This is a genomic window from Cupriavidus pauculus (assembly GCF_022179805.1).
Lineage (GTDB): Bacteria > Pseudomonadota > Gammaproteobacteria > Burkholderiales > Burkholderiaceae > Cupriavidus > Cupriavidus pauculus_E.
Genome location: NZ_BPUO01000005.1, coordinates 336,777 through 360,590 on the forward strand (window position 1 = coordinate 336,777; position 23,814 = coordinate 360,590).

19 protein-coding genes are annotated in these 23,814 nt (G+C 66.8%); 16 read left to right on the forward strand and 3 right to left on the reverse strand.

Going from position 1 to position 23,814, the window contains the following annotated elements; translation table 11 throughout:
- The first annotated feature begins 105 nt into the window (after positions 1 to 105).
- The 7 genes from MFF62_RS12530 (at position 106) to MFF62_RS12560 (ending at position 10,307) form a co-directional block, all read left to right on the forward strand.
- Positions 106 to 1,575, forward strand: a complete 1,470-nt coding sequence (locus MFF62_RS12530) for an efflux transporter outer membrane subunit (RefSeq protein WP_238263434.1) — start codon at positions 106 to 108, stop codon at positions 1,573 to 1,575.
- On the forward strand, positions 1,572 to 2,762 hold the full coding sequence (locus tag MFF62_RS12535) for an HlyD/EmrA/EmrK family protein (RefSeq protein ID WP_238263435.1): 1,191 nt from the start codon (positions 1,572 to 1,574) through the stop codon (positions 2,760 to 2,762). Before MFF62_RS12530 ends, MFF62_RS12535 begins: the two co-directional genes overlap by 4 nt.
- Before the next feature lie 30 nt (positions 2,763 to 2,792).
- Positions 2,793 to 4,316 (forward strand): MFS transporter, encoded by a 1,524-nt coding sequence (locus MFF62_RS12540; protein WP_238263436.1) that lies wholly within the window; start codon positions 2,793 to 2,795, stop codon positions 4,314 to 4,316.
- A gap of 173 nt (positions 4,317 to 4,489) precedes the next feature.
- A complete protein-coding gene (locus MFF62_RS12545; RefSeq protein ID WP_238263437.1) occupies positions 4,490 to 5,899 on the forward strand; it encodes an efflux transporter outer membrane subunit in 1,410 nt (469 codons plus the stop codon).
- 28 nt (positions 5,900 to 5,927) lie between these two features.
- Positions 5,928 to 7,115, forward strand: a complete 1,188-nt coding sequence (locus MFF62_RS12550) for an HlyD/EmrA/EmrK family protein (RefSeq protein ID WP_238263438.1) — start codon at positions 5,928 to 5,930, stop codon at positions 7,113 to 7,115.
- Between the two features lie 18 nt (positions 7,116 to 7,133).
- Positions 7,134 to 8,693, forward strand: a complete 1,560-nt coding sequence (locus MFF62_RS12555; RefSeq protein WP_238263439.1) for a DHA2 family efflux MFS transporter permease subunit — start codon at positions 7,134 to 7,136, stop codon at positions 8,691 to 8,693.
- A 171-nt stretch (positions 8,694 to 8,864) separates the two neighbouring features.
- A complete protein-coding gene (locus tag MFF62_RS12560; protein ID WP_238263440.1) occupies positions 8,865 to 10,307 on the forward strand; it encodes a DUF1254 domain-containing protein in 1,443 nt (480 codons plus the stop codon).
- A 12-nt stretch (positions 10,308 to 10,319) separates the two neighbouring features.
- Here MFF62_RS12560 and MFF62_RS12565 read toward each other — a convergent pair whose 3' ends face one another.
- The gene (locus MFF62_RS12565) at positions 10,320 to 11,048 is read right to left on the reverse strand and encodes a GntR family transcriptional regulator (protein WP_238263441.1); all 729 of its coding nucleotides are present in this window, start codon (positions 11,046 to 11,048) and stop codon (positions 10,320 to 10,322) included.
- 249 nt (positions 11,049 to 11,297) lie between these two features.
- Here MFF62_RS12565 and MFF62_RS12570 point away from each other — a divergent pair, with 249 nt between their 5' ends.
- The 6 genes from MFF62_RS12570 (at position 11,298) to MFF62_RS12595 (ending at position 18,676) form a co-directional block, all read left to right on the forward strand.
- Positions 11,298 to 12,617: an NAD(P)/FAD-dependent oxidoreductase gene (locus tag MFF62_RS12570; protein WP_238263442.1), complete on the forward strand. Its 1,320-nt coding sequence runs from the start codon at positions 11,298 to 11,300 to the stop codon at positions 12,615 to 12,617.
- Between the two features lie 86 nt (positions 12,618 to 12,703).
- Positions 12,704 to 14,032, forward strand: a complete 1,329-nt coding sequence (locus MFF62_RS12575; RefSeq protein ID WP_238263443.1) for an MFS transporter — start codon at positions 12,704 to 12,706, stop codon at positions 14,030 to 14,032.
- Positions 14,033 to 14,078: 46 nt separating this feature from the next.
- Complete coding sequence (locus MFF62_RS12580) at positions 14,079 to 14,987, forward strand: dihydrodipicolinate synthase family protein (protein ID WP_238263444.1); 909 nt, start codon at positions 14,079 to 14,081, stop codon at positions 14,985 to 14,987.
- Positions 14,987 to 16,489 (forward strand): aldehyde dehydrogenase, encoded by a 1,503-nt coding sequence (locus MFF62_RS12585; RefSeq protein WP_238263445.1) that lies wholly within the window; start codon positions 14,987 to 14,989, stop codon positions 16,487 to 16,489. The genes MFF62_RS12580 and MFF62_RS12585 overlap by 1 nt, the downstream gene beginning before the upstream one ends.
- Before the next feature lie 38 nt (positions 16,490 to 16,527).
- Complete coding sequence (yddG, locus tag MFF62_RS12590) at positions 16,528 to 17,460, forward strand: aromatic amino acid DMT transporter YddG (protein ID WP_283205336.1); 933 nt, start codon at positions 16,528 to 16,530, stop codon at positions 17,458 to 17,460.
- Between the two features lie 40 nt (positions 17,461 to 17,500).
- The gene (locus MFF62_RS12595; RefSeq protein WP_238263447.1) at positions 17,501 to 18,676 is read left to right on the forward strand and encodes a porin; all 1,176 of its coding nucleotides are present in this window, start codon (positions 17,501 to 17,503) and stop codon (positions 18,674 to 18,676) included.
- Between the two features lie 28 nt (positions 18,677 to 18,704).
- Here MFF62_RS12595 and MFF62_RS12600 read toward each other — a convergent pair whose 3' ends face one another.
- The gene (locus MFF62_RS12600) at positions 18,705 to 19,499 is read right to left on the reverse strand and encodes a thioesterase family protein (protein WP_238263448.1); all 795 of its coding nucleotides are present in this window, start codon (positions 19,497 to 19,499) and stop codon (positions 18,705 to 18,707) included.
- Positions 19,500 to 19,716: 217 nt separating this feature from the next.
- On the opposite strand from MFF62_RS12600, the gene MFF62_RS12605 reads away from it, so the two are divergent.
- Entirely contained in the window at positions 19,717 to 20,541 is an 825-nt protein-coding gene (locus MFF62_RS12605) for an alpha/beta fold hydrolase (RefSeq protein WP_238263449.1), read from the forward strand.
- Here MFF62_RS12605 and MFF62_RS12610 read toward each other — a convergent pair.
- Positions 20,531 to 21,475 carry a LysR family transcriptional regulator gene (locus tag MFF62_RS12610; protein WP_238263450.1) on the reverse strand — a complete coding sequence of 315 codons (945 nt, stop codon included), beginning with the start codon at positions 21,473 to 21,475 and terminating at the stop codon, positions 20,531 to 20,533. The genes MFF62_RS12605 and MFF62_RS12610 overlap by 11 nt on opposite strands.
- Positions 21,476 to 21,606: 131 nt before the next feature.
- Between MFF62_RS12610 and MFF62_RS12615 the strand changes: the two genes are divergently transcribed.
- Positions 21,607 to 22,590 (forward strand): hydroxymethylglutaryl-CoA lyase, encoded by a 984-nt coding sequence (locus MFF62_RS12615; RefSeq protein WP_238263451.1) that lies wholly within the window; start codon positions 21,607 to 21,609, stop codon positions 22,588 to 22,590.
- Between the two features lie 34 nt (positions 22,591 to 22,624).
- Positions 22,625 to 23,773, forward strand: a complete 1,149-nt coding sequence (locus tag MFF62_RS12620) for a CaiB/BaiF CoA transferase family protein (protein WP_238263452.1) — start codon at positions 22,625 to 22,627, stop codon at positions 23,771 to 23,773.
- The last annotated feature ends 41 nt before the right edge of the window (positions 23,774 to 23,814 follow it).

Consider the following 23,814-nt stretch of genomic DNA (forward strand, 5'->3'; position numbering starts at 1 on the left):
CCGTAGGCTGGTGCGGCCGGTCCCGCGTTTGTACGCTTGTCATACGCGTTGGCGAACGGATGAGGGTGGGCGATGACACGAACGGCAAGGACGACGGCGGTGGTAATGGCAGTGGCACAGCGTGCCGTTCCGGCCCTGCGGCAGCTTGGCTGCATGGCCGTGGTCCTGTCGCTGGTCGGTTGCGCCAGCATGAACGGGCTCAAAACCCAGGCCAGGGTCGACGATGCCAACCGGCTGGAGGCCAGCGAGTCGCTGGCGGCGGCGCGTGTGTCGCCGGCCGCATGGCCCGAGCGTGCCTGGTGGCGGACCTTTGGCGACCCGCAGCTTGATGCGCTGGTGGAAGCGGCGCTGGCGGGGCAGCCATCGCTGCGCGTGGCGGCGGCGCGAGTGCGCCAGGCCGAGGCGCTGGCGGGCGGCGCTGAAGCCGCGCTGTCGCCGCAGGCCAATCTGTTCGGACGCACCACGCGCCAGCGCTTCAGCGAAAACGGCCTGGCACCCAAGCCCCTGGCGGGTAGCTGGAAATGGGCCAGCGACCTGCAGCTTGGACTCAGCTACGAACTCGATTTCTGGGGCAAGAACCAGGCAACGTTCGACGCGGCGCTGGACCGTGCGCGGGCCGCCGAGGTGGACTATCACGCCGCCGAACTGATGCTGACCACATCGGTGGTGCACGCCTACCTGCGGCTCGACGCCGCGCACGCGCTGCGCCAACTGGCCGAGGACACCTACCGCCAGCGGCAGAACACGCTGGCGCTGACGCAGCAGCGCGTGGCCGCGCAGCTTGATTCGCGGCTCGACATGAAGCAGGCCGAAGCCGCGCTGCCGGCCACGCGCGAACGGCTGGCGGCCATCAATGAAGTCATCGCGCTGACCCGCAACCAGCTTGCCGCGCTGGCAGGGCAGGGGCCCGATGCCGGTGCCAGGATCGGCCGCCCGCAACTGCGCACGGTGTTCGACGAGGCCGTGCCGGCATCGTTGCCGGCCGAACTGGTGGGCCGGCGCCCGGACGTGGTGGCGCAGCGCTGGCGCGTGGAAGCGGCCGGGCAGGAGATCAAGGCGGCCAAGGCGCAGTTCTATCCGAACATCAGCCTGACTGCCTTTGCCGGGCTGCAGAGCCTGAGCCTGTCCGATTTCTTCACGGCGGGCAGCCGCACCATGGGCATTGGCCCGGCGCTGTCATTGCCGATCTTCGATGGCGGCCGCCTGCGCGCGAATCTGGGCGTGCGGCACGCCGAATACGACGCGGCGGTCGAGCAATACAACGCCACGCTGATCACGGCGCTGCACGATGTGGTCAATCAACTGGTGTCGCTGCACTGGCTGGCCGAGCGCGCCGGCGAGCAGCGCGAGGCGCTGCGGCTGACGCAGGAGGCGTATGACATGTCCGTGGCCCGCTACCGCAGCGGCGTGGGCAATTACCTGCAGGTGTTGTCGGCGGAAGGCCAGGTGCTGAACCAGAAGCAGCTTCTGATCGACCTGGAGACGCAGCAGCAGTCGTTGCACCTGGAACTGATCCGCGCACTCGGTGGCGGATACGCATCCGCAGCCACCCCGTCAACAAGGAATGCATCATGAATCCGGCCAGCCAGCAGAACGCCGCAAACACGCCGCCGGCAACAGAACCCGTAGCACCGGCCCCGATTCCCCCGCGCAAGCCGTGGCGCATGGTGGCGCTGTCCGTTACCGCCATCGCCGTGATCGGGGCCATCGGCTATCACCTGCAGTTCGGACGCCAGCAGGTATCCACCGAGAACGCCTATGTCGAAGGCAACGTCGTGCAGGTGACCTCGCAGGTGGGCGGCGTGGTCACGGCCATCCTGGCCGACAACACGGACCTGGTGGCATCGGGCAAGACGCTGGTCGAACTCAATGGCGTGGACGCGCAGCTTGCGCTGACCGCCGCGCAGGCGCAACTGGCGCGCGCGGTGCGGCAGGTACGCGGCCAGTTTGCCGCCGCTGGCCAGGATCGCGCCAACGTGGAACTGCGCTCGGTGGACCTGGCGCGCGCGCAGGACAATCTCTCGCGCCGCTCGGCGCTGGTGGCCTCGGGCGCGATCTCGGGCGAGGAACTGATCCACGCCACGCAGGAGGTACGCGCCGCAAAGGCGGCGCTGGCCGTGGCCATGGAACAGCTCAAGCGCAACCAGGCGCTGGTGGAGCGCACGTCGGTGGCGTCGCATCCCGATGTGCTGGCGGCTGCGTCGCAGGTGCGCAATGCCAGCATCGCGCTGGCGCGCACGCGCATTCCGGCGCCGGCGGGCGGCGTGGTGACCAAGCGTTCGGTCCAGGTGGGGCAGCGCGTCAGCGCCGGGGTGCCGATGATGTCGGTGGTGCCGCTGAACGAACTGTGGGTGACGGCCAACCTGAAGGAGTCGCAACTGCGCGACGTGCGGCTGGGCCAGCCCGTCACGCTGACCACGGACCTGTACGGCGACGGCGTGGTGTACCACGGCCGCATCGTCGGGCAGGACGCCGGCACCGGCAGCGCGTTTGCGCTGCTGCCCGCGCAGAACGCCACCGGCAACTGGATCAAGGTGGTGCAGCGCGTGCCGGTGCGCATCGCGCTGACGCCGGCGGAGGTGGCGGCGAATCCGCTGCAGATCGGGCTCTCGATGAACGTGTCGATCGATACGCACGAGCGCGGCGGCAAGCGGCTGGTGGCCGTGGACACCGGACGCCAGAACTACCGCACCACGGTGTTCGCCGACGAAATGGCGCAGGCCGACGAACTGGTGCGCCGGATCGTGGCAGAGAACAGCTAGGTCGAAGAGAGCCGCCAGGAGACAAACGCGATGCAGACAGCTATCCCCCGGCACCTGTTGCTGCTGGCCATTGGCGCGCTGACGCTGATCGACTTCCTGCAGGGCGGCATGGTGGCCTTTGCCGCCACGCCCATCATGGGCGAGATCGGCGCGAGCCCCGAGGAATACAGCACGGTGGCGGCGGCCTACGCCAGCGTGGCGGTGGTGGCCATCGCACTGCAGCGCTGGGTCGTGGAGCGCGTGGGCTGGCGGCGCTATGTGCAGGGTGCGCTCTGTGCAACGGCGGCCGGCGCCATCCTGTGCGCCCATGCCGGCAGCTATCAGGAATTCCTGGTCGGGCGCATGGTGACGGCGCTGGGGTGCGCCGGCATGGTCACGTCGTCGCGGCTGATGGTGAACCTGATTCCGCCGGGTCCCGCGCGCTTTACGGGCATCACGGCGCTGGTGTCGGGCGTGTGCGTGGGCATGGCCGTCGCGCCGTGGCTGGCGTCGCTGATTGTCACGGCCGACCGCTGGCCATTGATCTTCTGGCTGGCCGCGGCCGCCGCGCTGGCGGCGCTGCCGGCCATCAGCGTGCTGCCCGAGGGCACGGTGGCCCCCGCGCAGCGCTCCGGCGCGCGGCCGCTGCGCTTGGTGGCGCTGGCGGTGGGCAGCTTCCTGGTGCTGTACGTGCTGCAGCGCTCCTACTACGACTTCTACGCGGACCGCCTGTGGCTGCTGCTGGGCACGGTGGTGGGCGTGGGCGCACTGGTGGCGTTCGTGCTGCTGGAATCGGGCAGCGATCGGCCGCTGCTGGCGCTGCGCAGCCTGGTGGAACCCCGCTACCTGGCGGGCCTGACGCTCTTCACGTTCTGCTACGTCACGCTGGGCGCCAACGGCTACCTGCTGCCCGTGATGCTGCAGCGGTCGCTGGGGCATTCGTGGGCCACCGCCGGGCAGTTCTACGCGATGGGCCTGGCCGCCGGCGTGGTGACGTGGATGACGATGACGCGCCTGCTGCCGCGCTGGCCCAGCCCGCGCAAGTACTTCGTGGCCGGGTTCCTGGCGCTGGCCGGGTCGGCCTGGCTGATGAGCCGGATGCCGCCGGCGCCGGACCTGTGGGTGCACGTGCTGCCCGCGCTGGCGCTCTACGGGGTGTTCATCATGACGATGATTCCGGTCACGGCCATGCAGACCTTTAGCGGCGTGGCGTACGACGAATCGGTGTTCTCGCATGCGCAGCAGAGCAAGAACATGCTCGGGCAGATGGGGACGGCGCTGGGGGTGACCGTCGCCACGGTGGGCCAGCAGTGGCTGACCACGATGCACTACAGCACGCTCCACGACCGGATCCATCCGAACAGCCTGCAGTTCCAGGAAACGCTGGCGCAGCACGCGGCGGCATTGTCGGCGTCGGTCGATCCGAACCGCGCGGCGGAAATGGCGCTGGCACAGATTGCGCAGGCGCTGGGCCAGCAGTCCGCACTACTGGCCAACCTCGACCACTTTCGCGCGCTGGCGCTGATTGCCGTGCTGGCGGTCGGCGTCAGCCTGGTGCAGAAGGTGATTCGGTAGTCATACCAAATCCCACCTTGCATTTAGCTGACAAGTCAGCTATCTTTCCGGCAGGGCGCCTCGCGGCTCGATTTTGCGAGGCCTTTTGTTTATGGATTTAACTGACGCATCAGATAATGGTTAGGCAATCACCTCAGCGGATTTCGTGGCGGATTGGCACCGTCGTGGCGGCAATGGCGGTCTTGCAGGCCGGCTGCGCCAACTATGCGGGCATCGGCAGCGACAGCACGATGGCGCCGCCCGACAAGTACGAGTCGGCCCAGAGCCTGCCGTCCGGTGGCGGCCATTGGCCCCCGGCCGCATGGGCCAGCCAGTTCGGCGACGTCCAGCTCGACGCCTTGATCGCCGAAGCGCTGAAGGACAGCCCGACGATCGAGCGCGCCCGTGCCCGGGTGGCGGCAGCGGCGGCCTTCACCGAAACGGCCAATGCCAACACGCTGCCGCAGGTGGGGGCGGGCTATAGCTGGACGCGCCAGCGCCTGACCGAGAGCACGTTCATTCCGCCCGCGTTTGCCGGGTCGTGGCAGTCCGAGAACAAGGCCATCATCAGCGCCAGCTACGAGCTGGACCTGTGGGGCAAGAACCGCGAAGCGCTGCGCTCGGCCGTGTCCGAGCACAAGGCCACCGTGGCGGAGGCCGAACAGGTGCGCCTGACGCTGAGCAGCAGCATCGCCCGCAGCTACAACGAACTGGGCCGGCTGCATGCATTGCTGGACATCGCGAAGGACGAAGTGGCCCAGCGTGCCGAAGTGCTGCGCATCACGCGCGGCCGGGTGCGGATGGGGCTGGAAACCGAAGTCGAGCAGCAGACCGCCGAAGCCAATCTGGCGGCGGCGAGCGTGTCCGTGTCGGCGCTGGAGGGCAACATCCTGCGCACGCGCTACCAGCTTGGTGCGCTGCTGGGACAGGGTCCCGACCGGGGCCTGGCCATCGCGTGGCCCGCGCTGGGCAATGGCGATGACGTGAGCCTGCCGGCGAATCTGCCGGCCGACCTCGTGGCACGCCGCCCCGACATCGTCGCGGCGCGCTGGCGTGTGGACGCCACCACGCACGACATCAAGGTGGCCAAGGCCGAGTTCTATCCCGACATCAACCTGAGCGCCGCAATCGGGCTCGATGCATTTGGCTGGGGCCGCTTCCTGCGTGCCGCCAGCCGCACGGCATCGGCAGGCTCGGCCATCCATCTGCCGATCTTCGATGGCGGTGCGTTGCGCGCGCAGCTCAAGGGCCGCTATGCGGCCTTCGACTTCGCGGTGTCCAACTACAACGACACCGTGATCAATGCGCTGACCGACGTGGCCACGCAGCTATCCGATATCCGCGCCGTCGATGCGCAACTCGTCGACGCCGTGCGCAGCGATGCGGCGGCACAGCGTGCGCTGAAGCTGGCGCTGGCGCAATACCAGGGCGGGCTCACCACGCAACTGACCGTGCTCAACGCCCAGACCACCGCGCTGGCCAGCCGCCAGGGCGTGACCAACCTGCGCTTGCAACGCCGCGACCGCCAGATCGCGTTGGCCGCAGCGCTCGGCGGCGGATACACCGACAGCGCCGAACCGAACCAGCCGGCGGCTTCTCGCTGATCGCTATCCCTTAATTGCCAGTGACATCATGAATTCGCCTGCATCGTCCCCGACATCTTCCACCTCGACTCCCAACCGCACCCGCAAGCGCCTGCTGGCGCTGCTCGGCCTGACCACGCTGGCGTGCGGCGCCGGCTATGGCGCCTACTACTACAGCGTGGCCCGCTTCCACGAACACACCGACGACGCCTACGTCAACGGCCACCTGGTGCAACTGACGCCCCAGGTGAGCGGCACGGTGGTATCGGTCAACGCCGACGACACCGAGATCGTCAAGGCCGGCGACCCCGTGGTGACGCTCGACCCGGCCGACGCGCGCATTGCGCTGGCCAATGCCGAGGCCGCGCTGGGCCAGACCGTGCGGCAGGTGAGCGCGCTCTACGTCAACAACAACGTGCTGGCGTCGGTGCTGAAGCAGCGCGAGGCCGATCTGGCCAAGGCGCGCGACGACCTGCGCCGTCGCACGCAGGTGGCTGAAGCCGGCGCGGTAGCCGCTGAAGACATCGCCCACGCGCGTGATGCGGTGAAGACCGCCGAGGCCGCGCTCGAAACCGCGCGCCAGCAACTGGCGTCGAACCATGCGCTGACCGACCAGGCCACCGTGGAAGACCATCCCAGTGTGCAGGCCGCCGCTGCCCGTGTGCGCGACGCGTACCTGGCCAGCGCGCGCAACACGCTGCCGGCACCCGTGACCGGCTATGTGGCGCGGCGCTCGGTGCAGGTGGGCCAGCGCGTGGCGCCCGGCAATCCGCTGATGGCCATCGTGCCGCTCGACGGCGTCTGGGTCGATGCCAATTTCAAGGAAGTGCAGCTGAGCCACATCCGCATCGGCCAGCCGGTCACGCTGAGCGCCGACCTGTACGGCAGCAAGGTCACGTATCGGGGCAAGGTGGTGGGCTTCTCGGCCGGAACGGGCAGCGCGTTCTCGTCGCTGCCGGCGCAGAACGCCACCGGCAACTGGATCAAGGTGGTGCAGCGCCTGCCGGTGCGCATCGCGCTGGATCCCGACGAACTGCGCGCGCATCCGCTGAAGATCGGCCTGTCGATGCAGGTGGACGTGGAGACCCGGCAGCGCGGCGGCGCGGGCCTGGATGGCACGGCCCAGGCGGCCACGCGCAACAAGTACGGCACCGATGTGTTCAAGCGGTACGGCGTCGAGGCCGAAGGCGAGATCGCCCGCATCATCGCGCGCAACGCTCTGCGCAAGCCTTCGTAATTTGCAGCGAGACGCGCCATGTCCAACCCGACCGCCATGCTTCCACCTCCACCCCTGACCGGCGGCAAGCTGGTGCTGGGCAGCTTTGCCGTGGCGCTGGCCACGTTCATGAACGTGCTGGATTCGTCGATTGCTAACGTGGCGATTCCGACCATCTCCGGCAACCTCGGCGTGTCGATCCACGAAGGCACGTGGGTCATCACGCTGTTCGCGGCGTCCAATGCCGTGGCAATTCCGCTGACGGGCTGGCTGACCCAGCGCATCGGCCAGGTGCGGCTGTTCGTCGGCGCGCTGCTGCTGTTCGTGCTGGCGTCATGGCTGTGCGGCATCGCGCCCAACCTGGAGGTGCTGCTGGCCGCGCGGATCCTGCAGGGCGCGGTGGCCGGGCCGCTGATTCCGCTGTCGCAGGCCATCCTGCTCGGGTCGTTCCCGAAGGAGAAGAGCTCTCACGCTCTGGCGCTGTGGGCCATGACAGCCACGGTGGGCCCGATTGCCGGCCCGGCGCTGGGCGGCTGGATGACCGACTCCTATTCCTGGTCCTGGATCTTCTATATCAACATCCCGGTGGGCCTGTTTGCCGCGGCGGTCACCTGGGCCGTCTATCGCGACCGCGAATCGCTGGTGCGCAAGCTGCCCATCGATACCGTGGGCCTGGCTTCGCTGATCGTCTGGGTCGGCGCGCTGCAGATCATGCTCGACAAGGGCAAGGACCTCGACTGGTTTGCGTCGCCGGTGATCATCGCGCTGGCCATCGTCGCGTTGGTGAGCTTCGTGTTCTTCGTGATCTGGGAACTGACCGACCCCAATCCGATCATCGATTTGCGCCTGTTCAAGGGCCGCAACTTCCTGTTCGGCACGGCAGCCATCTCGGTAGGCTTTGCGTTGTTCTTTGCAAACCTCGTGGTGCTGCCGCAATGGATGCAGCAGTACCTGGCCTATCCGGCCGTGAACGCCGGACTGGTCACCGCGCCGCTGGGCATCTTTGCCGTGCTGCTGGCGCCGGTGGTGGGCAAGGTGTTGCCGAAGGCCGAACTGCGCGTGCTGGCCACGGTGGCCTTCCTGGGGTTTGCCGGTGTGTTCTACATGCGCTCGGGCTACACGACCGGGGTGGATACCTTCACGCTGGTGCTGCCCACGCTGCTGCAGGGCATACCGATGGCGCTGTTCTTCGTACCGCTGACTGCGATCATCCTGTCTGGGCAGCCGCCGGAAAAGATTCCGGCTGCGGCGGGGCTGTCGAACTTCGTGCGGATCTTCTTTGGCGCCGCCGGTACGTCACTGGCCACCACGGTCTGGAACGACCGCGCGGTCATGCATCACGTCCGGCTGGTGGAGCATGCCAACCCGGACAGCCCGCTGCATGCAGCGGCGGCCGGGGCGATCCAGTCGGCTGCGGGCCTGTCGCCGGCCCAGGCGACGGCGGTCTTCGAAAAGCTGCTGAACGCCGAGGCGATCATGCTGGGGCTCAACGACATCTTCTGGATCTCGGCCGTGATCTTCATCGGCATCATTCCGCTGATCTGGTTGACCAAACCGGCAAAGGGGCCGATGTCCGGCGCGGCTGCGGCGGCGCACTGAGCAGGCGCTTTTCAGTCAGGTTCTCCGTCGGATTCGGCGTCAATTTCGCTTAATTCCCGCGATCAGAACATTCAGCACGGCAGGGTGCCGATGCCGTCACGCGTTGCGATATTCTGGGGCGGCGATTTTTCACGCCTGCATTCCGACGCTGAACCCTGACGGAGAACCCAAATGGCACGGTCCAAGCTGCTGCTGTCCGCGCTGCTGCTGGCAGCATCCACCTCCAGCCTTGCGCAAGGCACGGCCTACATCTTCGAGCGCGGCTATCCCACGTCGCAGACTTCGAAGGCCGCGCGCAACGATGCCGACTTCCAGCGGGCCATGACGGCCTACCGGTTCTGGTATCCGACGGTCTCGGTGGAAGGCATCTTCAACGGCAACCGCGAACTGGGCATCAAGGACGGCGAGGCTTGGGGCATGGCCGCCGCCGGACCCCGGCAGGTTGGCTTCACGCTCAACTCGGACACGCCGTATGGTTCGGCCGTGATCGACCTGAGCCAGGGGCCGGTGGTCATCGAGCTACCGCCAGGGCCGTACATCGGCCTGGTGAACGACCATAACCAGGGATGGGTGCAGGACCTGGGCCTGCCTGGGCCCGACGCGGCCAAGGGCGGCAAGCACCTGGTGGTGCCCAGCGGCTGGAAGGGGCAGATTCCGAAGGGGTACCACGTCGGCACGTCGCCATCGATCAAGAACCTGTTCGCGGTGCGTGCGTTGCCGGTGGGCGGCGATGTGCCGCGCGCGCTCAACGCACTGCGCGCGGTCAAGATCTACACGCTGTCGTCGGCCGCCAAGCCGAGCGTGCTGAGAGTCACCGACACCAGCGAGCAGCGCATGGACAGCTCGTCGCTGCGCTGGGAAGACAACCTCCAGTTCTGGCAGGTGCTGCAAAAGATCATCAACGACGAAAAGATAGTGCCGCAGTTCCTGCCGATGTACGGGCTGCTGGCCGAGCTGGGCATCGAGAAGGGCAAGCCGTTCAACCCGGATGCCCGCATGAAGGACATCCTGGAACGCGCGGCCAAGGCCGCGCGCGACCAGATGCTGGTGTCCGCGTTTGACAGCGCGCGCGCCGACCGCGTGCACTGGCCTGACCGCAAGTGGGAGTGGGTGGGTCTGACGCCGGGCAGCGCCCAGTTCGAAACGCCGGGCGGCATGGACCTGGAGGCGCGCGACCGCTGGTTCGCGCAGGCCATCGTGACCTCGCCGGCCATGTTCCGCCGCAGCGCTGGCGCCGGTTCGCTGTACTGGATGGCGGTGCGCGACAACAGCGGCGCGTATCTCGATGGCGGCAAGAACTACAAGCTGACCATTCCGCAGCCGGTGCCCGGCAAGCTGTTCTGGTCGGTCACGATCTACGACAGCGCCACGCGCTCGCAGGTGCAGACGGACCAGGATAAGGCCGCGCTGCGGTCGCTGTTCGAGCTCAAGGATGCACCGAAGGACGCGCCGCTGGACCTCTACGTCGGGCCGACACCGCCGGCCGACAAGGAAGGGCGCTGGATCAAGACCACGCCGGGCAAGGGCTGGTTTGCCTACATCCGCATCTATGGCCCCGAGGCCGCTGCGTTCGACAAGAGCTGGAAGCCTGGTGACTTCGAACCGGTGAAGTAAGCAGGGCCGTGCTCAGAGCACCAGCGGGACGTCCACCGCCGCTGGTGCGACGTATTCCGTCATGCGCCGGCGCGACAGATCCATGTGGGCACGCACGATATTGCCGGCCTCTTCGACATCGCGGCGCGCGATCGCATCGATGATCTGGTCGTGCTGGTCGGCCGCCTTGCCCAGGTCCAGCTCCATGTCGGTAGTGGTCGGATGGCGGTAGAAGATCTTGCCCAGCCGCGCATGGTCGATCAGGATGCGGCGCAGGCTCGGCATCAGATACGGGTTGTGCGCCATCTTGCCGATCTGCAGATGGAACTGGTCGTTGTTCAGCACGCGGTTCTCGACGTCGTTACGCTCGATGGCATCGCGGAATCGTTCCTGGATCTGCTTCAGTTCGTCGATCTCGTGCGCGGTGGCGTTGGTGGCCGCCAGCTGGGTCGTGGCGATGTAGATCATCGGCGCAGCCAGGAAGAAGTTGCGCAGCGACTGGTGGTTCATTGACGACACGCGCGCCGCGCGATTCGCCTCCAGCTCGATATATCCCTCGGCCGCCATCTGGCGCATCAGTTCGCGCACCGGCGGGCGCGACAGGCCAAATTCCTCGCTCAGCGCCAGTTCATCCACCACGGCGCCGGGCGCCATCTCCATGCTGACGATACGGCGCCGCAGCGCCTCGGCCAGCAGCGCCTTGCGATCCACCGAAGCGTCGGCATTCGACGCGTCTTCCGCGCCAGCCTTGGTTCTTGCCATCTCAGACCCCTGTCTATCAATCGTAGACATTCTATGGCATCGACTCGCGCATGGCGCATGCGCCAATTTCAAAAAGTATATCTTTCGCCATTTTTACGACCCGCAAGGTCCGCGCGTAAACCCTCATAGTTGTTTGTCTATCCGTGAAATATTCTCTGTCTACAAATGATAGACATAAAAAACGAACGGACAGATCAGACAGGACGCAGCCGATGCCGCATGGCGGGCGGGGTCCTGGAGCGAGGCAACATGACGAAAGTAACTGCGATACCGGCCGACGATTCCACCTGCGGGTGGTTCCACCTGAGCCGCCCGCGCCAGCCAATGCCGGCGCATTCGGGCAAGACGTCCGTGCGCTGGGCTGTGGTCGGCGCCGGCTTTACCGGGCTGGCGGCAGCCCGCCAACTGGCGCAGCGGTTTCCGCACGACACCGTGGCGCTGGTCGAAGCCCAGCAGGTTGGTTTTGGCTCGTCGGGCCGCAATGCCGGGTTTGCCATCGATCTGCCGCACGACATCGGCGCCGATGACTACATTGGAGACATCGCCACCGCGCGGCACTGCATGAACCTGAACCTGACCGGCCAGCGCATCCTGAAGGCACTGGTCGACCAGCACCGGATCGACTGCCAGTTCCGCGCGTCGGGCAAGTACCAGGCGGCCATCGAGGATCGCGGCATCGCGGTGCTGGATGCCTACCGGCGCGGTCTGGACAAGCTGGGGCAGCCGTACGACATGATCGAGGGCGCGGATCTGCCCGATCACATCGGCACGTCGTTCTACCGGCGTGCGCTGTTCACGCCCGGCACGGCGCTGATCCAGCCGGCGGCACTGGTGAAGGGGCTGGCGGACAGCCTGCCGGCCAACGTGGAGCTGTACGAAAACACGGCGATTACCGACGTGGAATATGGCGACAAGATCGTGCTCACGCATCGCGGCGGCAGCATCGCCGCCGACACGCTGGTGCTGACCAACAACGCGTTTGGCCAGCGCTTCGGTTTCCTGCGCGGCACGATGCTGCCGGTGTTCACGTATGCCAGCCTGACGCGGCCGCTGACGCTGGACGAACAGGCGCGGCTGGGCGGCAAGGAGTTCTGGGGCCTGATTCCGGCCGATCCGTACGGCACGACGCTGCGCCGCACGCACGACAACCGCATCCTGGTGCGCAACAGCTTCAGCTTCAACCGCGACGGCCGCGCCAATCCCCGCTATCTCGAACGCTTTGCCAGGACGCATCGCGAATCGTTCGAGCGCCGCTTTCCGATGCTGCCGGGCGTGGCATTCGATTACACCTGGGGCGGGTCGCTGGCGCTGTCGCGCAACCACATGGGCCACTTTGGCCAGCTTGCCCCCAACGTCTACGGCGCGCTGTGCTGCAACGGGCTGGGCATCACGCGCGGCACGGTGACGGGCCATCTGCTGGCGGAACATCTGGCCGGCGAGCGCAACGACCTGATCGACTTTCTGCTGGCATCGCCGGGACCGAACCGCAATCCGCCGGAGCCGTTCCTGTCGGTGGGCGTCAACGCCAACCTGTGGCTGGGCCAGCGCCGCGCGGGCAGGGAAGTCTGACCCGCCATACGGCACCGCATCGAAAACCAAATCCAGCCGGACCCGAAGCAGGTCCGAGCGATATCCGGTCATCAAGGAGACAAACGGTGGCAAACAATGTGTCAATCGAGGACGTTCCTCTCAATGGGTTTCATCAACTGCTATGCGTGCGGTCGGGCGGCGGCTGGCTGCTGGACGGCTATGTGCTGAGCATCATCGGCGTGGCCATGGTGCCGCTGGCGGCGGCGCTGGGGCTCTCCAGCTTCTGGCAAGGGATGGTGGCAGCGTCGGCGCTGATCGGCATCTTCTGCGGCGGCTTCCTGGGCGGCCTGCTGACCTGTCGGCTGGGGCGCAAGAAGCTGTACTTCGTGGGGCCAACGATCTTCGTGATCTGCTCGCTGCTGCAGTACTGGGCAAACTCGGGCGCCGAACTGTTCTTCATGCGCTTTCTGATCGGCATCGGCGTCGGGTTTGAATACCCGGTGGCCGGCGCGCTGCTGGTGGAATTCCTGCCGAAGAAGTATCGCGGCCCGCGCCTGGCGATGCTGACCATCCTCTGGTTCGCTGGCGCGGCGCTGGCCTACATCGTCGGCAATGCGGTGCTGGGCGCCGGCCGCGACGATGCGTGGCGCCTGGTGCTGGCCAGCCCGGCCATCATCGGCCTGGTACTGCTGGTGATCCGCATGGGTACGCCGGAGTCGCCGCGCTGGCTGCTGAGCAAGGGCAGGGCGTCCGAGGCCGAACGCATCATCCGCAAGGTCTACGGCCCGACGTTCTCGCTGCGCAACCTGCCCGAGCAGACGGCCGAGAAGAAGGTGTCGCTGCTGGCGCTGCTGCACTCGGGCTACGGCAAGCGCATGCTGTTCGTGGCGGTGTTCTGGAGCTGCTCGGTGATTCCGGTCTTCGCCGTCTACGCATTCGCCCCCACCGTGCTGCAGGCGCTGAACCTGAAGGGCGACTGGGCATCGTTCGGATCGGTGGCCATCACCATGCTGTTCGTGGTGGGCTGCATCATCGCCACACGCCTGATCAACATCATCGGCCGCCGCAGCATGCTGATCCACAGCTTCCTGTGGTCGGGGCTGGCCCTGCTGGGGCTGGGCGCCTGTTCCGATGGCAACCAGATGCTGGTGCTGGCGCTGTTCGGGGCCTACGCGCTGTTCATCGGCGGCGCCCAGGTGCTGCAACTGGTGTACCCCAACGAACTGTTCCCCACCGAAATCCGCTCGGCGGCGGTGGGCATGGGCGCGTCGCTGTCTCGCATCGGCGCGGCGGTGGGTACGTGGCTCGTGCCGATATCGCTGCAGACCATCGGCATCGGCCACACGATGTACGCGGCGGCCGGCGTCACGCTGGTGGGCCTGCTGGTGTCGCTGCTGCTGGCGCCCGAAACGCGATCGCTCAGTCTCCAGGAAGCGGCATCGCTAAGCCGCTAATCACTCTCACACCGCTTTATCTGCACATCGAATTCACGGAGTCATCATGAAGTTTGAAGGTATCTACACCCCGGCCATCACGCCGCTCGCCGCCGACGGCAAGATCGACCACGCCGCATTTGGCGAAGTGCTGGAGTTCCTGATCGATGCCGGCGTGCACGGCATCATCATCGGCGGGTCCACTGGCGAATACTATGCGCACACCACCGAAGAGCGGCTGGCCCTGGCGGCCTATGCCCGCGAAGTGATTGGTACTCGTGTGCCGCTGATCATCGGCACCGGCGCCGTGCGCACCGAGGACTCGGTCGAGTTTGCCAAGGGCGCCAAGGCCATCATGGCCGACGCCATCCTGGTGGGCTCGCCGCCGTACGCGCTGCCGACCGAAGCCGAGAACGCCGCCCACGCACTGGCCGTGGACCGCGCCGCAGGTCTGCCGGTCATGCTCTACAACTATCCGGGCCGGATGGGCGTGTCGATGGGCCGCGAGTTCTTCCGCACGGTCACGTCGGCGTCGAAGAACTTCGTCGCCATCAAGGAAAGCTCGGGCCAGACGTCGCAACTGCACATGCTGGCCACTGAGTTCCACGACATCGACGTTTCGTGCGGCTGGGACGACCAGGCGCTGGAGTTCTTCGCATGGGGCGCGCGTAGCTGGGTGTGCGCGGGGTCCAACTTCATCCCGCGCGAGCACATCGCGCTGTATCAGGCATGCGTGGTCGACAAGGACTTCGACAAGGGCCGCCGCATCATGTCGGCCATGATGCCGCTGATGGACTTCCTGGAAGGTGGCAAGTTCGTGCAGTCGATCAAGCACGGCTGCGCGCTGGCCGGCATGAAGCCGGGCGGCGTACGTGCGCCGCTGGGGGAACTCGACGATGCGGAGAAGCGCCGCCTGCAGGCCGTGGTCGACGAACTGAAGCGCACCGTGGCGGGCATCGTCGGGGAGCGCGCGTAATGGCACAGCTTCTGACCGCCGCCGAATACGCCGCCATCGCGGACAAGATCACGCTGCCGACCCAGGCTTTCATCGACGGCGCCTTCGTGCCCGCCGTATCGGGCAACACGTTCCAGACCACCAACCCGGCCACGGGCCAGTTGCTGGCCGAGATCGCCGCGTGCGACTCCCGTGACGTCGATATCGCCGTGGCGCGTGCCAAGGCCGCGTTCGAGGATGGCCGCTGGCATCGCCAGTCGCCGAGCCAGCGCAAGGCCGTGCTGCTGAAGTTTGCCGACCTGCTGGAGCAGCACGCCCACGAGCTGGCCGTGATGGAAAGCCTGGACAGCGGCAAGCCGATCCGCGAATGCCAGAACACCGACCTGCCGGAGACCATCCACACCATCCGCTGGCATGCCGAGCTGATCGACAAGATCTACGACAGCACCGCGCCCGTGGGGCCGGCGGCGCTGTCGCTGGTAGTGCGCGAGCCGATTGGCGTGGTGGGCCTGGTGCTGCCGTGGAATTTTCCGCTGCTGATGCTGGCGTGGAAGATTGGCCCGTCGCTGGCGGCCGGTTGCTCCATCGTCGTCAAGCCGGCCAAGGAAACCACGCTGACCGCGTTGCGCGTGGCCGAGCTGGCGCATCAGGCCGGGGTGCCGGCCGGCGTGTTCAACGTGCTGCCGGGCGGCGGCAAGGAAGTGGGCGAGCCGCTGGGGCTGCACATGGACGTGTCGATGGTCAGCTTCACCGGGTCTACCGCCACGGGCCGGCTGTTCCTGAAGTACGCGGCCGATTCGAACCTGAAGCGTATCGTGCTGGAATGCGGCGGCAAGAACCCGGCCGTGGTGATGAAGGACGTCGACGATATCGATGCCGTGGCCCAGCACATCGTGAACGGTGCGTTCTGGAACATGGGGGAAAACTGCTCGGCATCGTCGCGGCTGATCGTTCATGCCGACGTCAAGGACGCGCTGCTGGCCCGCATCGGCGTGCATATGCGCGACTGGAAGATGGGCGATCCGCTGGACCCCGCCCACCGCATCGGCTCGCTGGTCAGCGAAGCGCACTTCCGCAAGGTGCGGTCGTACATCGAGCAGGCCGGCGCCGAGAACCTGCGCGTGGCGTTTGGCGGCGGCACCCGGGGCGACTCGTTTGTCGAGCCCACGGTGGTCGATGACGTGCCCACGGACAGCCGGCTGTTCCGCGAGGAGATCTTCGGGCCGATCCTGTCGGTGACCCCGTTCGACAGTCCCGAGCAGGCCATCGCGCTGGCCAACGACTCGGTCTACGGCCTGGCGGCATCGGTCTACACCAGCAACCTGAACCATGCGATCCGGCTGTCGCGCGAGATCCGCGCGGGCGTGGTGACCGTGAACTGCTTTGGTGAAGGCGACATCACCACGCCGTTCGGCGGCTACAAGGAGTCGGGTTTCGGCGGGCGCGACAAGTCGGTCTGGGCGCACGATCAGTACACGGAGATCAAGACCATCTGGATCGACGTGCCGGCGCAGGACAGGTAAAGTGCGGGCCCTCCCGTACGTTTCGATGGTTTACCCACATGGCAGTCATGAAAGCAAAACAGGCAACGCTGATCGGGCTCGTCGCGGTGCTCCTCTGGAGTTCGATTGTCGGCTTGATCCGTGGCGTCAGCGAAAGCTTTGGCGCGACGGGCGGGGCGGCGCTGATGTACACGGTTGCGTCGGTGCTGCTCTGGATCTCGGTGGGGCCGGTGCGGATCCGCACGCTGCCCAGGTCGTACCTGCTGTGGGGCAGCCTGCTGTTCGTCACGTACGAGCTCTGCCTGTCGCTGTCGATCGGCTACGCCAATACCGGCAGGCAGGCCATCGAGGTGGGCATGGTCAACTACCTGTGGCCCACGTTCACGATGCTGGCGGCGATCCTGTTCAACGGGCAGCGCGCCAACTGGCTGATCGTGCCCGGCTTTCTGGTGGCCATCCTCGGTATCGCCTCGGTACTGGGCGGTGACCAGGGGCTGGACCTGCCGAGCATGGCCGCCAACGTGCGCGACAACCCGCTGAGCTACGGGCTGGCGTTTGCCGGCGCGGTGATCTGGGCGGGCTACTGCACGGTGACCGCGCGTATCGCCCAGGGCAAGAACGGCGTCACGCTGTTCTTCATCCTGACCGCGCTGGCACTGTGGGTGAAGTTCGCGTTCACGGGCGGCGAGGCGATGGGCTTCAGCGTCGGCGGCGTGATCTACCTGGCGCTGGCGGCCTGCGCGATGGGCTTTGGCTATGCCGCGTGGAACGTGGGCATCCTGCACGGCAACGTGACGGTGCTGGCCGGCGCGTCGTACTTCATTCCGGTACTGTCGGCCACGCTGGCCGCTGCACTGCTGCGTACGCCGCTATCGCTCGCGTTCTGGAAGGGCGCGGCGATGGTCTGCGCGGGTTCCATCCTTTGCTGGCTCGCCACGCGCGGGCGCAGCGCACCGGCAGCCAAGTCGTCGGGCTCCAGCCAGACGACCTAGCCGGTCATCCCCGGGGGCGATGTACCCCCAAGGAATTCCTATGAAAACGGAGAGAGACAAGCACGCCGCGTGGCTGTGCGGGGCCACGCTGTGCGCGATTTTCGCGTCGGCTTCGACATCGGCATCGGCGCAAGGCAATGTCACGTTGTATGGCGTGCTCGACGAGGGCATCAACTACACCAACAACGTGGGCGGCCACAGCCAGGTGGCCATGGCCAGCGGCTTCCCGCACGGTAGCCGCTGGGGCCTGAAGGGCAACGAGAACCTGGGCGGCGGCACCACGGCGATTTTCCAGCTGGAGAACGGTTTCGATGTCGACAACGGCCGCGCGTTCCAGGGCGGCGCGCTGTTCGGGCGCCAGGCGTACGTCGGGTTGAGCAATACGCGCTGGGGCACGGTCACGCTGGGGCGCCAGTACGACTCGGTGGTCGACTACCTGGCGCAGACGTCGGCGGGCGGCACCTGGGGCGGCTACATGTTTGCGCACCCCTACGACAACGACAACCTGATCAACACGTTCCGTGTGAACAACGCGGTCAAGTACGCGAGCCCGGACCTGGGCGGGATCAAGTTCGGCGGGCTGTACGGCTTCAGCGACGACACCAAGTTCTCGAAAAACCGCGTGATGAGCGCAGGCGGGCAATATGCCAAGGGTGGACTCGTGCTGTCGGCCGCGTACCTGCAGGCCGACAATCCATCGGCCACGTCATACGGCGCCCTCAACAACGGCGGCGACCAGAACCTGCCCGGCAGCCGGCTGCGGATCTGGGGAGCGGGCGGCACCTATGAGTGGGGCAAGACTTCGCTGGGCATCTCGTACGCCCATACCGAGGTGACCGACCCGCGCAGTTCGGCCTATGTCGGGGATATCGTGCCGCCGTCGGGCACGCTGACCGCGCTGCGCTTCCAGAACATCGAGGCCAACATCAAGTACCAGGCCAGCCCGACGTACTGGTTCGGCGCGATGTATGCCTATACCCGGGCCACCTTCGACACCACGTCAGGCAAGCAGCATCCGGTCTACCACTCGGTCGGCCTGATGGCGGACTACGCGTTCTCGAAGCGTACTGACGTCTACGTGCAGGCCGTGTATCAGCACGTGGCCGGCGACAAGACCGGCAGCGTGCTCGATGCGGCCTATGTGGTGGGCGCGGCCAACGTGGCGTCGGGAACCAGCCAGACGATGGTGCGCCTGGGGATCCGGCACTTCTTCTGAGCCGGTTTCTTCTAAGCCGATGCTCGCGTCAGGCTTTCACAGGCTTGAAGATCAGCCCCTGCTGGGCCACGCCGACCGGCCCCAGCGCATCGTGGAGCGTGGTCCGGGCCAGGCCAATGCCGTTCTGCTGGACGATGGTTTCCGATTCGGCCGCCACCCATTCGCCCTGCGGCAGCCGATGCAGATACACGGTCAGGTCGGCATTGGCGAACGCAAAGCGGTTCAACGGCACGGCCCAGCTGATGCCGTTGCCGAAGTCGGCCGCCGCAATGGCGCGGGCGGCGGGGGTGACGGGCGAGTCCTCCAGGAACGGGATGGCCACGCGGAACCAGACGGCGGCAGGGCCGGCTTCGGTGACGGTGCCGGTGGCCACGCGGCTTTCCATCGCCGTGTAGTGGAACGACGTCTGCGGTTGCATGCCCGGAATCAGGATCGGGGTGTGGCAGGCATCGGGCGGCGGCAGGGTGGGCGCGAGTGCGCTGGGCTGCAGGTCCAGGTCGCGCTCGCGCATGTAGACCGCCGTGCCCTGCAAGACGGGCACATCGTCATGCAGCAGTTCCAGCCGCACGCGCCGTACCGCGCCGCCAGGCTGCGGTTCGATCACCGCGCGCAGATTGGCCACCGGCACGGGACGCACGAACTCCAGCGTCAGCCGCACCATCGCCCAGCCGGGTTCCTGCGCCATCGCGCGATCTGCCAGTGTCACTAGCAATCCTCCGGGTGCGCCGCCATGCTGGGCGCCCGGATTCCACGGCCCGCGAGACAGCACCGTGGACTCGATCAGATCACCTGACACCTTAAAAATGCTGGACGGAATGGACACCGGGTGACTCCATGTAAGCGTGGGTTGGCGCATCTTACGCCAGGGCGCCGGTTCGCGTGGCCGGGGGTATCTGACCGATACGACGACGCTAATCACTGCGCAGAAAACTTTCACTTCCGGGTCTCAAGACCCGATGGGACGATGCCCGTCTCGGGGCGGGCTGCCACGAACGCTTTTGCTCCGGCGCTTCGGGGCAACTCATGGGGAGGGCAGTACGATGCACACGGTCAAAACCAAGGACGGTATCGACATCTTCTACAAGGATTGGGGGAGCGGGCAGCCCATCGTGTTTTCCCATGGCTGGCCGCTGAGCGCCGACGACTGGGACACCCAGATGATGTTCTTCCTCAATCACGGCTTTCGCGTGATCGCCCATGACCGGCGCGGCCACGGCCGGTCCACGCAGACCGGCGAAGGGCACGACATGGATCACTACGCCGATGACCTGGCTGCGGTGACCGCCCATCTGGACCTCAAGAACGCGATTCACGTCGGCCATTCAACCGGTGGCGGCGAGGTGGTGCGCTACCTGGCGCGCCATGGCGAGAGCCGCGTGGCCAAGGCGGTGCTGATTGCCGCCGTGCCGCCGCTGATGGTCAAGACCGAAGCCAACCCGGGCGGCTTGCCCAAGGAGGTATTCGATGGCTTCCAGGCACAGGTGGCCAACAACCGGGCGCAGTTCTACCGCGACGTGCCGGCCGGCCCGTTCTATGGCTACAACCGCCCGGGCACGAAGGCCGACGAAGGCGTGATCGCGAACTGGTGGCGCCAGGGCATGCAAGGCGGCGCCAAGGCGCACTACGACGGCATCGTCGCGTTCTCGCAGACCGACTTCACCGAAGACCTGAAGAAGATCGCGGTGCCGACGCTGGTGATGCACGGTGACGACGACCAGATCGTGCCCTATGCCGATTCGGGCCCGCTGTCGGCCAAGCTGCTGCGCAACGGCACGCTGAAGACCTACAAGGGCTTTCCGCACGGCATGCCCACCACGCACGCCGACACGATCAACGCCGACCTGCTGGCGTTCATCAAATCCTGAGATTGTCGGGTAGCACCGCGTCCGTGTCGTCGCCGGCACGGGCGCGGTCCTGCAGGAAGTCGACCAGCAGCTTGCCGGCCGGCGACAGCGTGTCGAAGTCGCGCGAACAGATGGCAAACCGGCGGCGCGCCCATTCGTCGCGCAGCGGGACGGCGCGGATGCCAAGCGCCTGCGCCACCGGTTCTGCAATCTCAAGCGGAATGATGGCCAGTCCCAGGTCGGCCCGCACGCAACGCAACGCGGCGTCGAACGTGGAAACGACGGCGCGGTAGTCGATGCGGCGGCCAAGAATGGCGGCATGGCGATTCAGCATCGTCTGCACGGCGGTTTGCGCCGGCATGCCGATATGCCGGTATTCCAGCGTTTGCGCAAAGTCGCACAGGTCGGCGCGCGCCAATGCATGCGAGGCATGCACGATGGCCGCCAGGCGATCGGTCCGGTACGGCCGCGTCTGGAAGCCTTCCAGGTCGGCGGCATCCCAGCAGATGGCCAGCGGCGCCGAGCCTTCGCGCAGCGACCGGACCACGTCGATACTCAGGCTTTCTTCAATCGTGATGCCGATATCCTGGTGACCGGGAATCTGCAGGAATGCGGCGATATCGTCGGGAAGCGATTCGGCCATCGACGACACCGTGGCCAGCAGACGCACTTGGCCGCGAATGCCGGTGCCGTAGTCGACCATGTCGCGCGCCACACGGTCTGCGGCCGCCAGCATGGCGCGTGCGTGTGTGAGCACGATTTCTCCGGCGGCCGTGGGCACCACGCCGCGCCGGCGCCGGTCCAGCAGCGGGGCGCCCACGGTTTCTTCCAGTTGGGCCAGCCGCTTGCTGATGGCGGACGCCACGATGTGGTGCTGCTCGCCCGCGCGCGCGATGTTCTGGGTCTCGCACACGGCGACGAACAGCCGCAGGGTTGTGAGGTCGAGGTCTCTCATGCCGGGATTGTAGGTCGAGACATTCCGGTTGGGAACGCTTGCGATGTCGAATGATCGCTTCAGGTCATTTACGGAACGGCATAAAGTTGTCCGTATCCCCCGACACCGGGCGCCTGACGGCCCCGCAAGCCATGACCGCTGTGATCCCCGCTGTGATCCTCCAATCCCCGCCTGCCACCTGGCCAGCGCGCGCCGTCATCCGCGAAGTTGGCCTGCGCGACGGCCTGCAGAGCATCCGAACCATCGTCCCCACCGAGCAGAAGAAAGCCTGGATTCGCGCCGCCCACGCGGCGGGACAGCGCGAGATCGAGGTTGGCTCGTTTGTGCCGGCACGGCTGTTGCCGCAACTGGCCGATACCGGCGAACTGGTGGCATTTGCCCGTTCGCTGCCGGGGCTGTTCGCCTCGGTGCTGGTGCCGAACCTGCGCGGCGCGGAGGCCGCCATCGACAGCGGCGCCGACCTGATGATCGTGCCGCTCTCCGCCAGCCACGCGCACAGCCTTGCCAACCTGCGCAAGACGCCGGACGACGTGGTGGCCGAGGTGGCCCGCATCCGCGCGGCGCGCGACGCGGCCGGGTCCAGGACGCTGATCGAAGGCGGCGTGGGCACGGCCTTCGGCTGCACGCTGCAGGGCCATGTGCAGCCTGAGGAAGTGCTGCGCCTGATGCAGGCGCTGCTCGATGCGGGCGCCGATCGCGTGAGCCTGGCCGATACGGTCGGCTATGCCGATCCGCGCGCGGTGCGCGAGCTGTTCGAGCGCGCCATGGCCATTGCCGGCGACCGCTTCTGGTGCGGCCACTTCCACGATACGCGCGGCCTGGGCCTGGCCAACGTGCTGGCGGCGTTGCAGGCCGGCGTCACGCGCTTCGATGCCTGTCTGGCGGGCATTGGCGGCTGCCCTCATGCACCGGGCGCCAGCGGCAACGTGGCCACCGAGGACCTGGCCTACATGCTGTCCAGCATGGAGATCGACACCGGCGTCGACATCGGCGCGCTGCTGGCGCTGCGCGAGCAGGTGGCGGACTGGCTGGCTGGCGAAACACTGCACGGCACGCTGTGGCGCGCCGGGATTCCGCGAACCCTGGCTACCGGCACGCGCCGCGTGGCGGCCTGATCGACATCCAATTCGACATCCAACAAACGGAACCATGGAACAAGAGAACTCATCGCTGCCGCTGGCCGGCATCCGCGTCGTCGAATTCACCCATATGGTGATGGGCCCCACCTGCGGCATGATCCTGGCCGACCTGGGCGCCGAGGTGATCAAGGTGGAGCCGCCCGGCGGCGACAAGACGCGCAACCTGCCGGGCCTGGGCATTGGCTTCTTCCGGGCCTTCAACCGCAACAAGAAGAGCGTGGTGCTGGATATCACCACCGAGGAAGGGCGTGCGGCGGCGGCCGAACTGGCGGGGCAGAGCGACGTGCTGCTGGAGAACTTCCGCCCCGGGCTGATGGAAAAACTCGGGCTCGACTACGCGACGCTGGCCGAAAGGTATCCGCACCTGATCTATGTGTCGCACAAGGGCTTTCTGCCCGGACCGTACGAGAAGCGGCTGGCGCTGGACGAGGTGGTGCAGATGATGGGCGGGCTCTCGTACATGACCGGGCCGAAAGGCCGACCGCTGCGCGCGGGGACGTCGGTCAACGACATCATGGGCGGCATGTTCGGGGCGATTGGCGTGCTGGCGGCGCTGCGCGAGCGCGACCGCACTGGGCGTGGACAGGAAATCCAGAGCGCGCTGTTCGAGAACTGTGTGTTCCTGGCATCGCAGCACATGCAGCAGTTTGCGATGACCGGCGAGGCGCCGCCGCCGATGCCTTCGCGCGTGTCGGCATGGAGCGTCTACGACGTGTTCACGCTGGCCGAAGGCGAGCAGCTTTTCATCGGCGCGGTCAGCGACAAGCAGTTTGTGACGCTCTGCCAGGTGCTGGGCCATCCGCAACTGACGGAGCGGCCGGAATATCGCGACAACGCCTCACGCGTGGCCGTGCGTCCGGGTCTGCTGGAAGAGCTGGGCGCCATCCTCCAGCGCCATCGCGCCGACGTCTTGATGCCGCAGCTTGAGGCAGCCGGTATTCCCTACGCACCGATCGTGCGGCCAGACCAGTTGCTGGACGATCCGCACCTGAAGGAAAGCGGTGGCCTGGTGCCGATGCTGGCGGACGATGGTTCCATCACCCCAACCGTGCTGTTGCCGCTGCTCATGGGCGGCAGGCGCCCCGGCGTCAGGCATCCGTTGCCGAAGCCCGGCGAGCATAACGACGAAGTGCTCGGACGCATCGGCATGCCCGGCTGACGCCGCCCTGCAATACCGCAGTACCGTAGTGCCCAGAACAG

Excerpts from the sequence above, each read along its gene's own strand:
- MFF62_RS12580 (WP_238263444.1), top strand. The coding sequence starts at position 14,079 with ATGAAGTTTGAAGGTATCTACACCCCGGCCATCACGCCGCTCGCCGCC.
- MFF62_RS12555 (WP_238263439.1), top strand. The coding sequence starts at position 7,134 with ATGTCCAACCCGACCGCCATGCTTCCACCTCCACCCCTGACCGGCGGC.
- MFF62_RS12620 (WP_238263452.1), top strand. The coding sequence starts at position 22,625 with ATGGAACAAGAGAACTCATCGCTGCCGCTGGCCGGCATCCGCGTCGTC.
- MFF62_RS12535 (WP_238263435.1), top strand. The coding sequence starts at position 1,572 with ATGAATCCGGCCAGCCAGCAGAACGCCGCAAACACGCCGCCGGCAACA.
- MFF62_RS12570 (WP_238263442.1), top strand. The coding sequence starts at position 11,298 with ATGACGAAAGTAACTGCGATACCGGCCGACGATTCCACCTGCGGGTGG.
- yddG (WP_283205336.1), top strand. The coding sequence starts at position 16,528 with ATGGCAGTCATGAAAGCAAAACAGGCAACGCTGATCGGGCTCGTCGCG.
- MFF62_RS12585 (WP_238263445.1), top strand. The coding sequence starts at position 14,987 with ATGGCACAGCTTCTGACCGCCGCCGAATACGCCGCCATCGCGGACAAG.
- MFF62_RS12615 (WP_238263451.1), top strand. The coding sequence starts at position 21,607 with ATGACCGCTGTGATCCCCGCTGTGATCCTCCAATCCCCGCCTGCCACC.
- MFF62_RS12565 (WP_238263441.1), bottom strand. The coding sequence starts at position 11,048 with ATGGCAAGAACCAAGGCTGGCGCGGAAGACGCGTCGAATGCCGACGCT.
- MFF62_RS12605 (WP_238263449.1), top strand. The coding sequence starts at position 19,717 with ATGCACACGGTCAAAACCAAGGACGGTATCGACATCTTCTACAAGGAT.
- MFF62_RS12560 (WP_238263440.1), top strand. The coding sequence starts at position 8,865 with ATGGCACGGTCCAAGCTGCTGCTGTCCGCGCTGCTGCTGGCAGCATCC.
- MFF62_RS12540 (WP_238263436.1), top strand. The coding sequence starts at position 2,793 with ATGCAGACAGCTATCCCCCGGCACCTGTTGCTGCTGGCCATTGGCGCG.
- MFF62_RS12545 (WP_238263437.1), top strand. The coding sequence starts at position 4,490 with ATGGCGGTCTTGCAGGCCGGCTGCGCCAACTATGCGGGCATCGGCAGC.
- MFF62_RS12595 (WP_238263447.1), top strand. The coding sequence starts at position 17,501 with ATGAAAACGGAGAGAGACAAGCACGCCGCGTGGCTGTGCGGGGCCACG.
- MFF62_RS12530 (WP_238263434.1), top strand. The coding sequence starts at position 106 with ATGGCAGTGGCACAGCGTGCCGTTCCGGCCCTGCGGCAGCTTGGCTGC.
- MFF62_RS12610 (WP_238263450.1), bottom strand. The coding sequence starts at position 21,475 with ATGAGAGACCTCGACCTCACAACCCTGCGGCTGTTCGTCGCCGTGTGC.
- MFF62_RS12550 (WP_238263438.1), top strand. The coding sequence starts at position 5,928 with ATGAATTCGCCTGCATCGTCCCCGACATCTTCCACCTCGACTCCCAAC.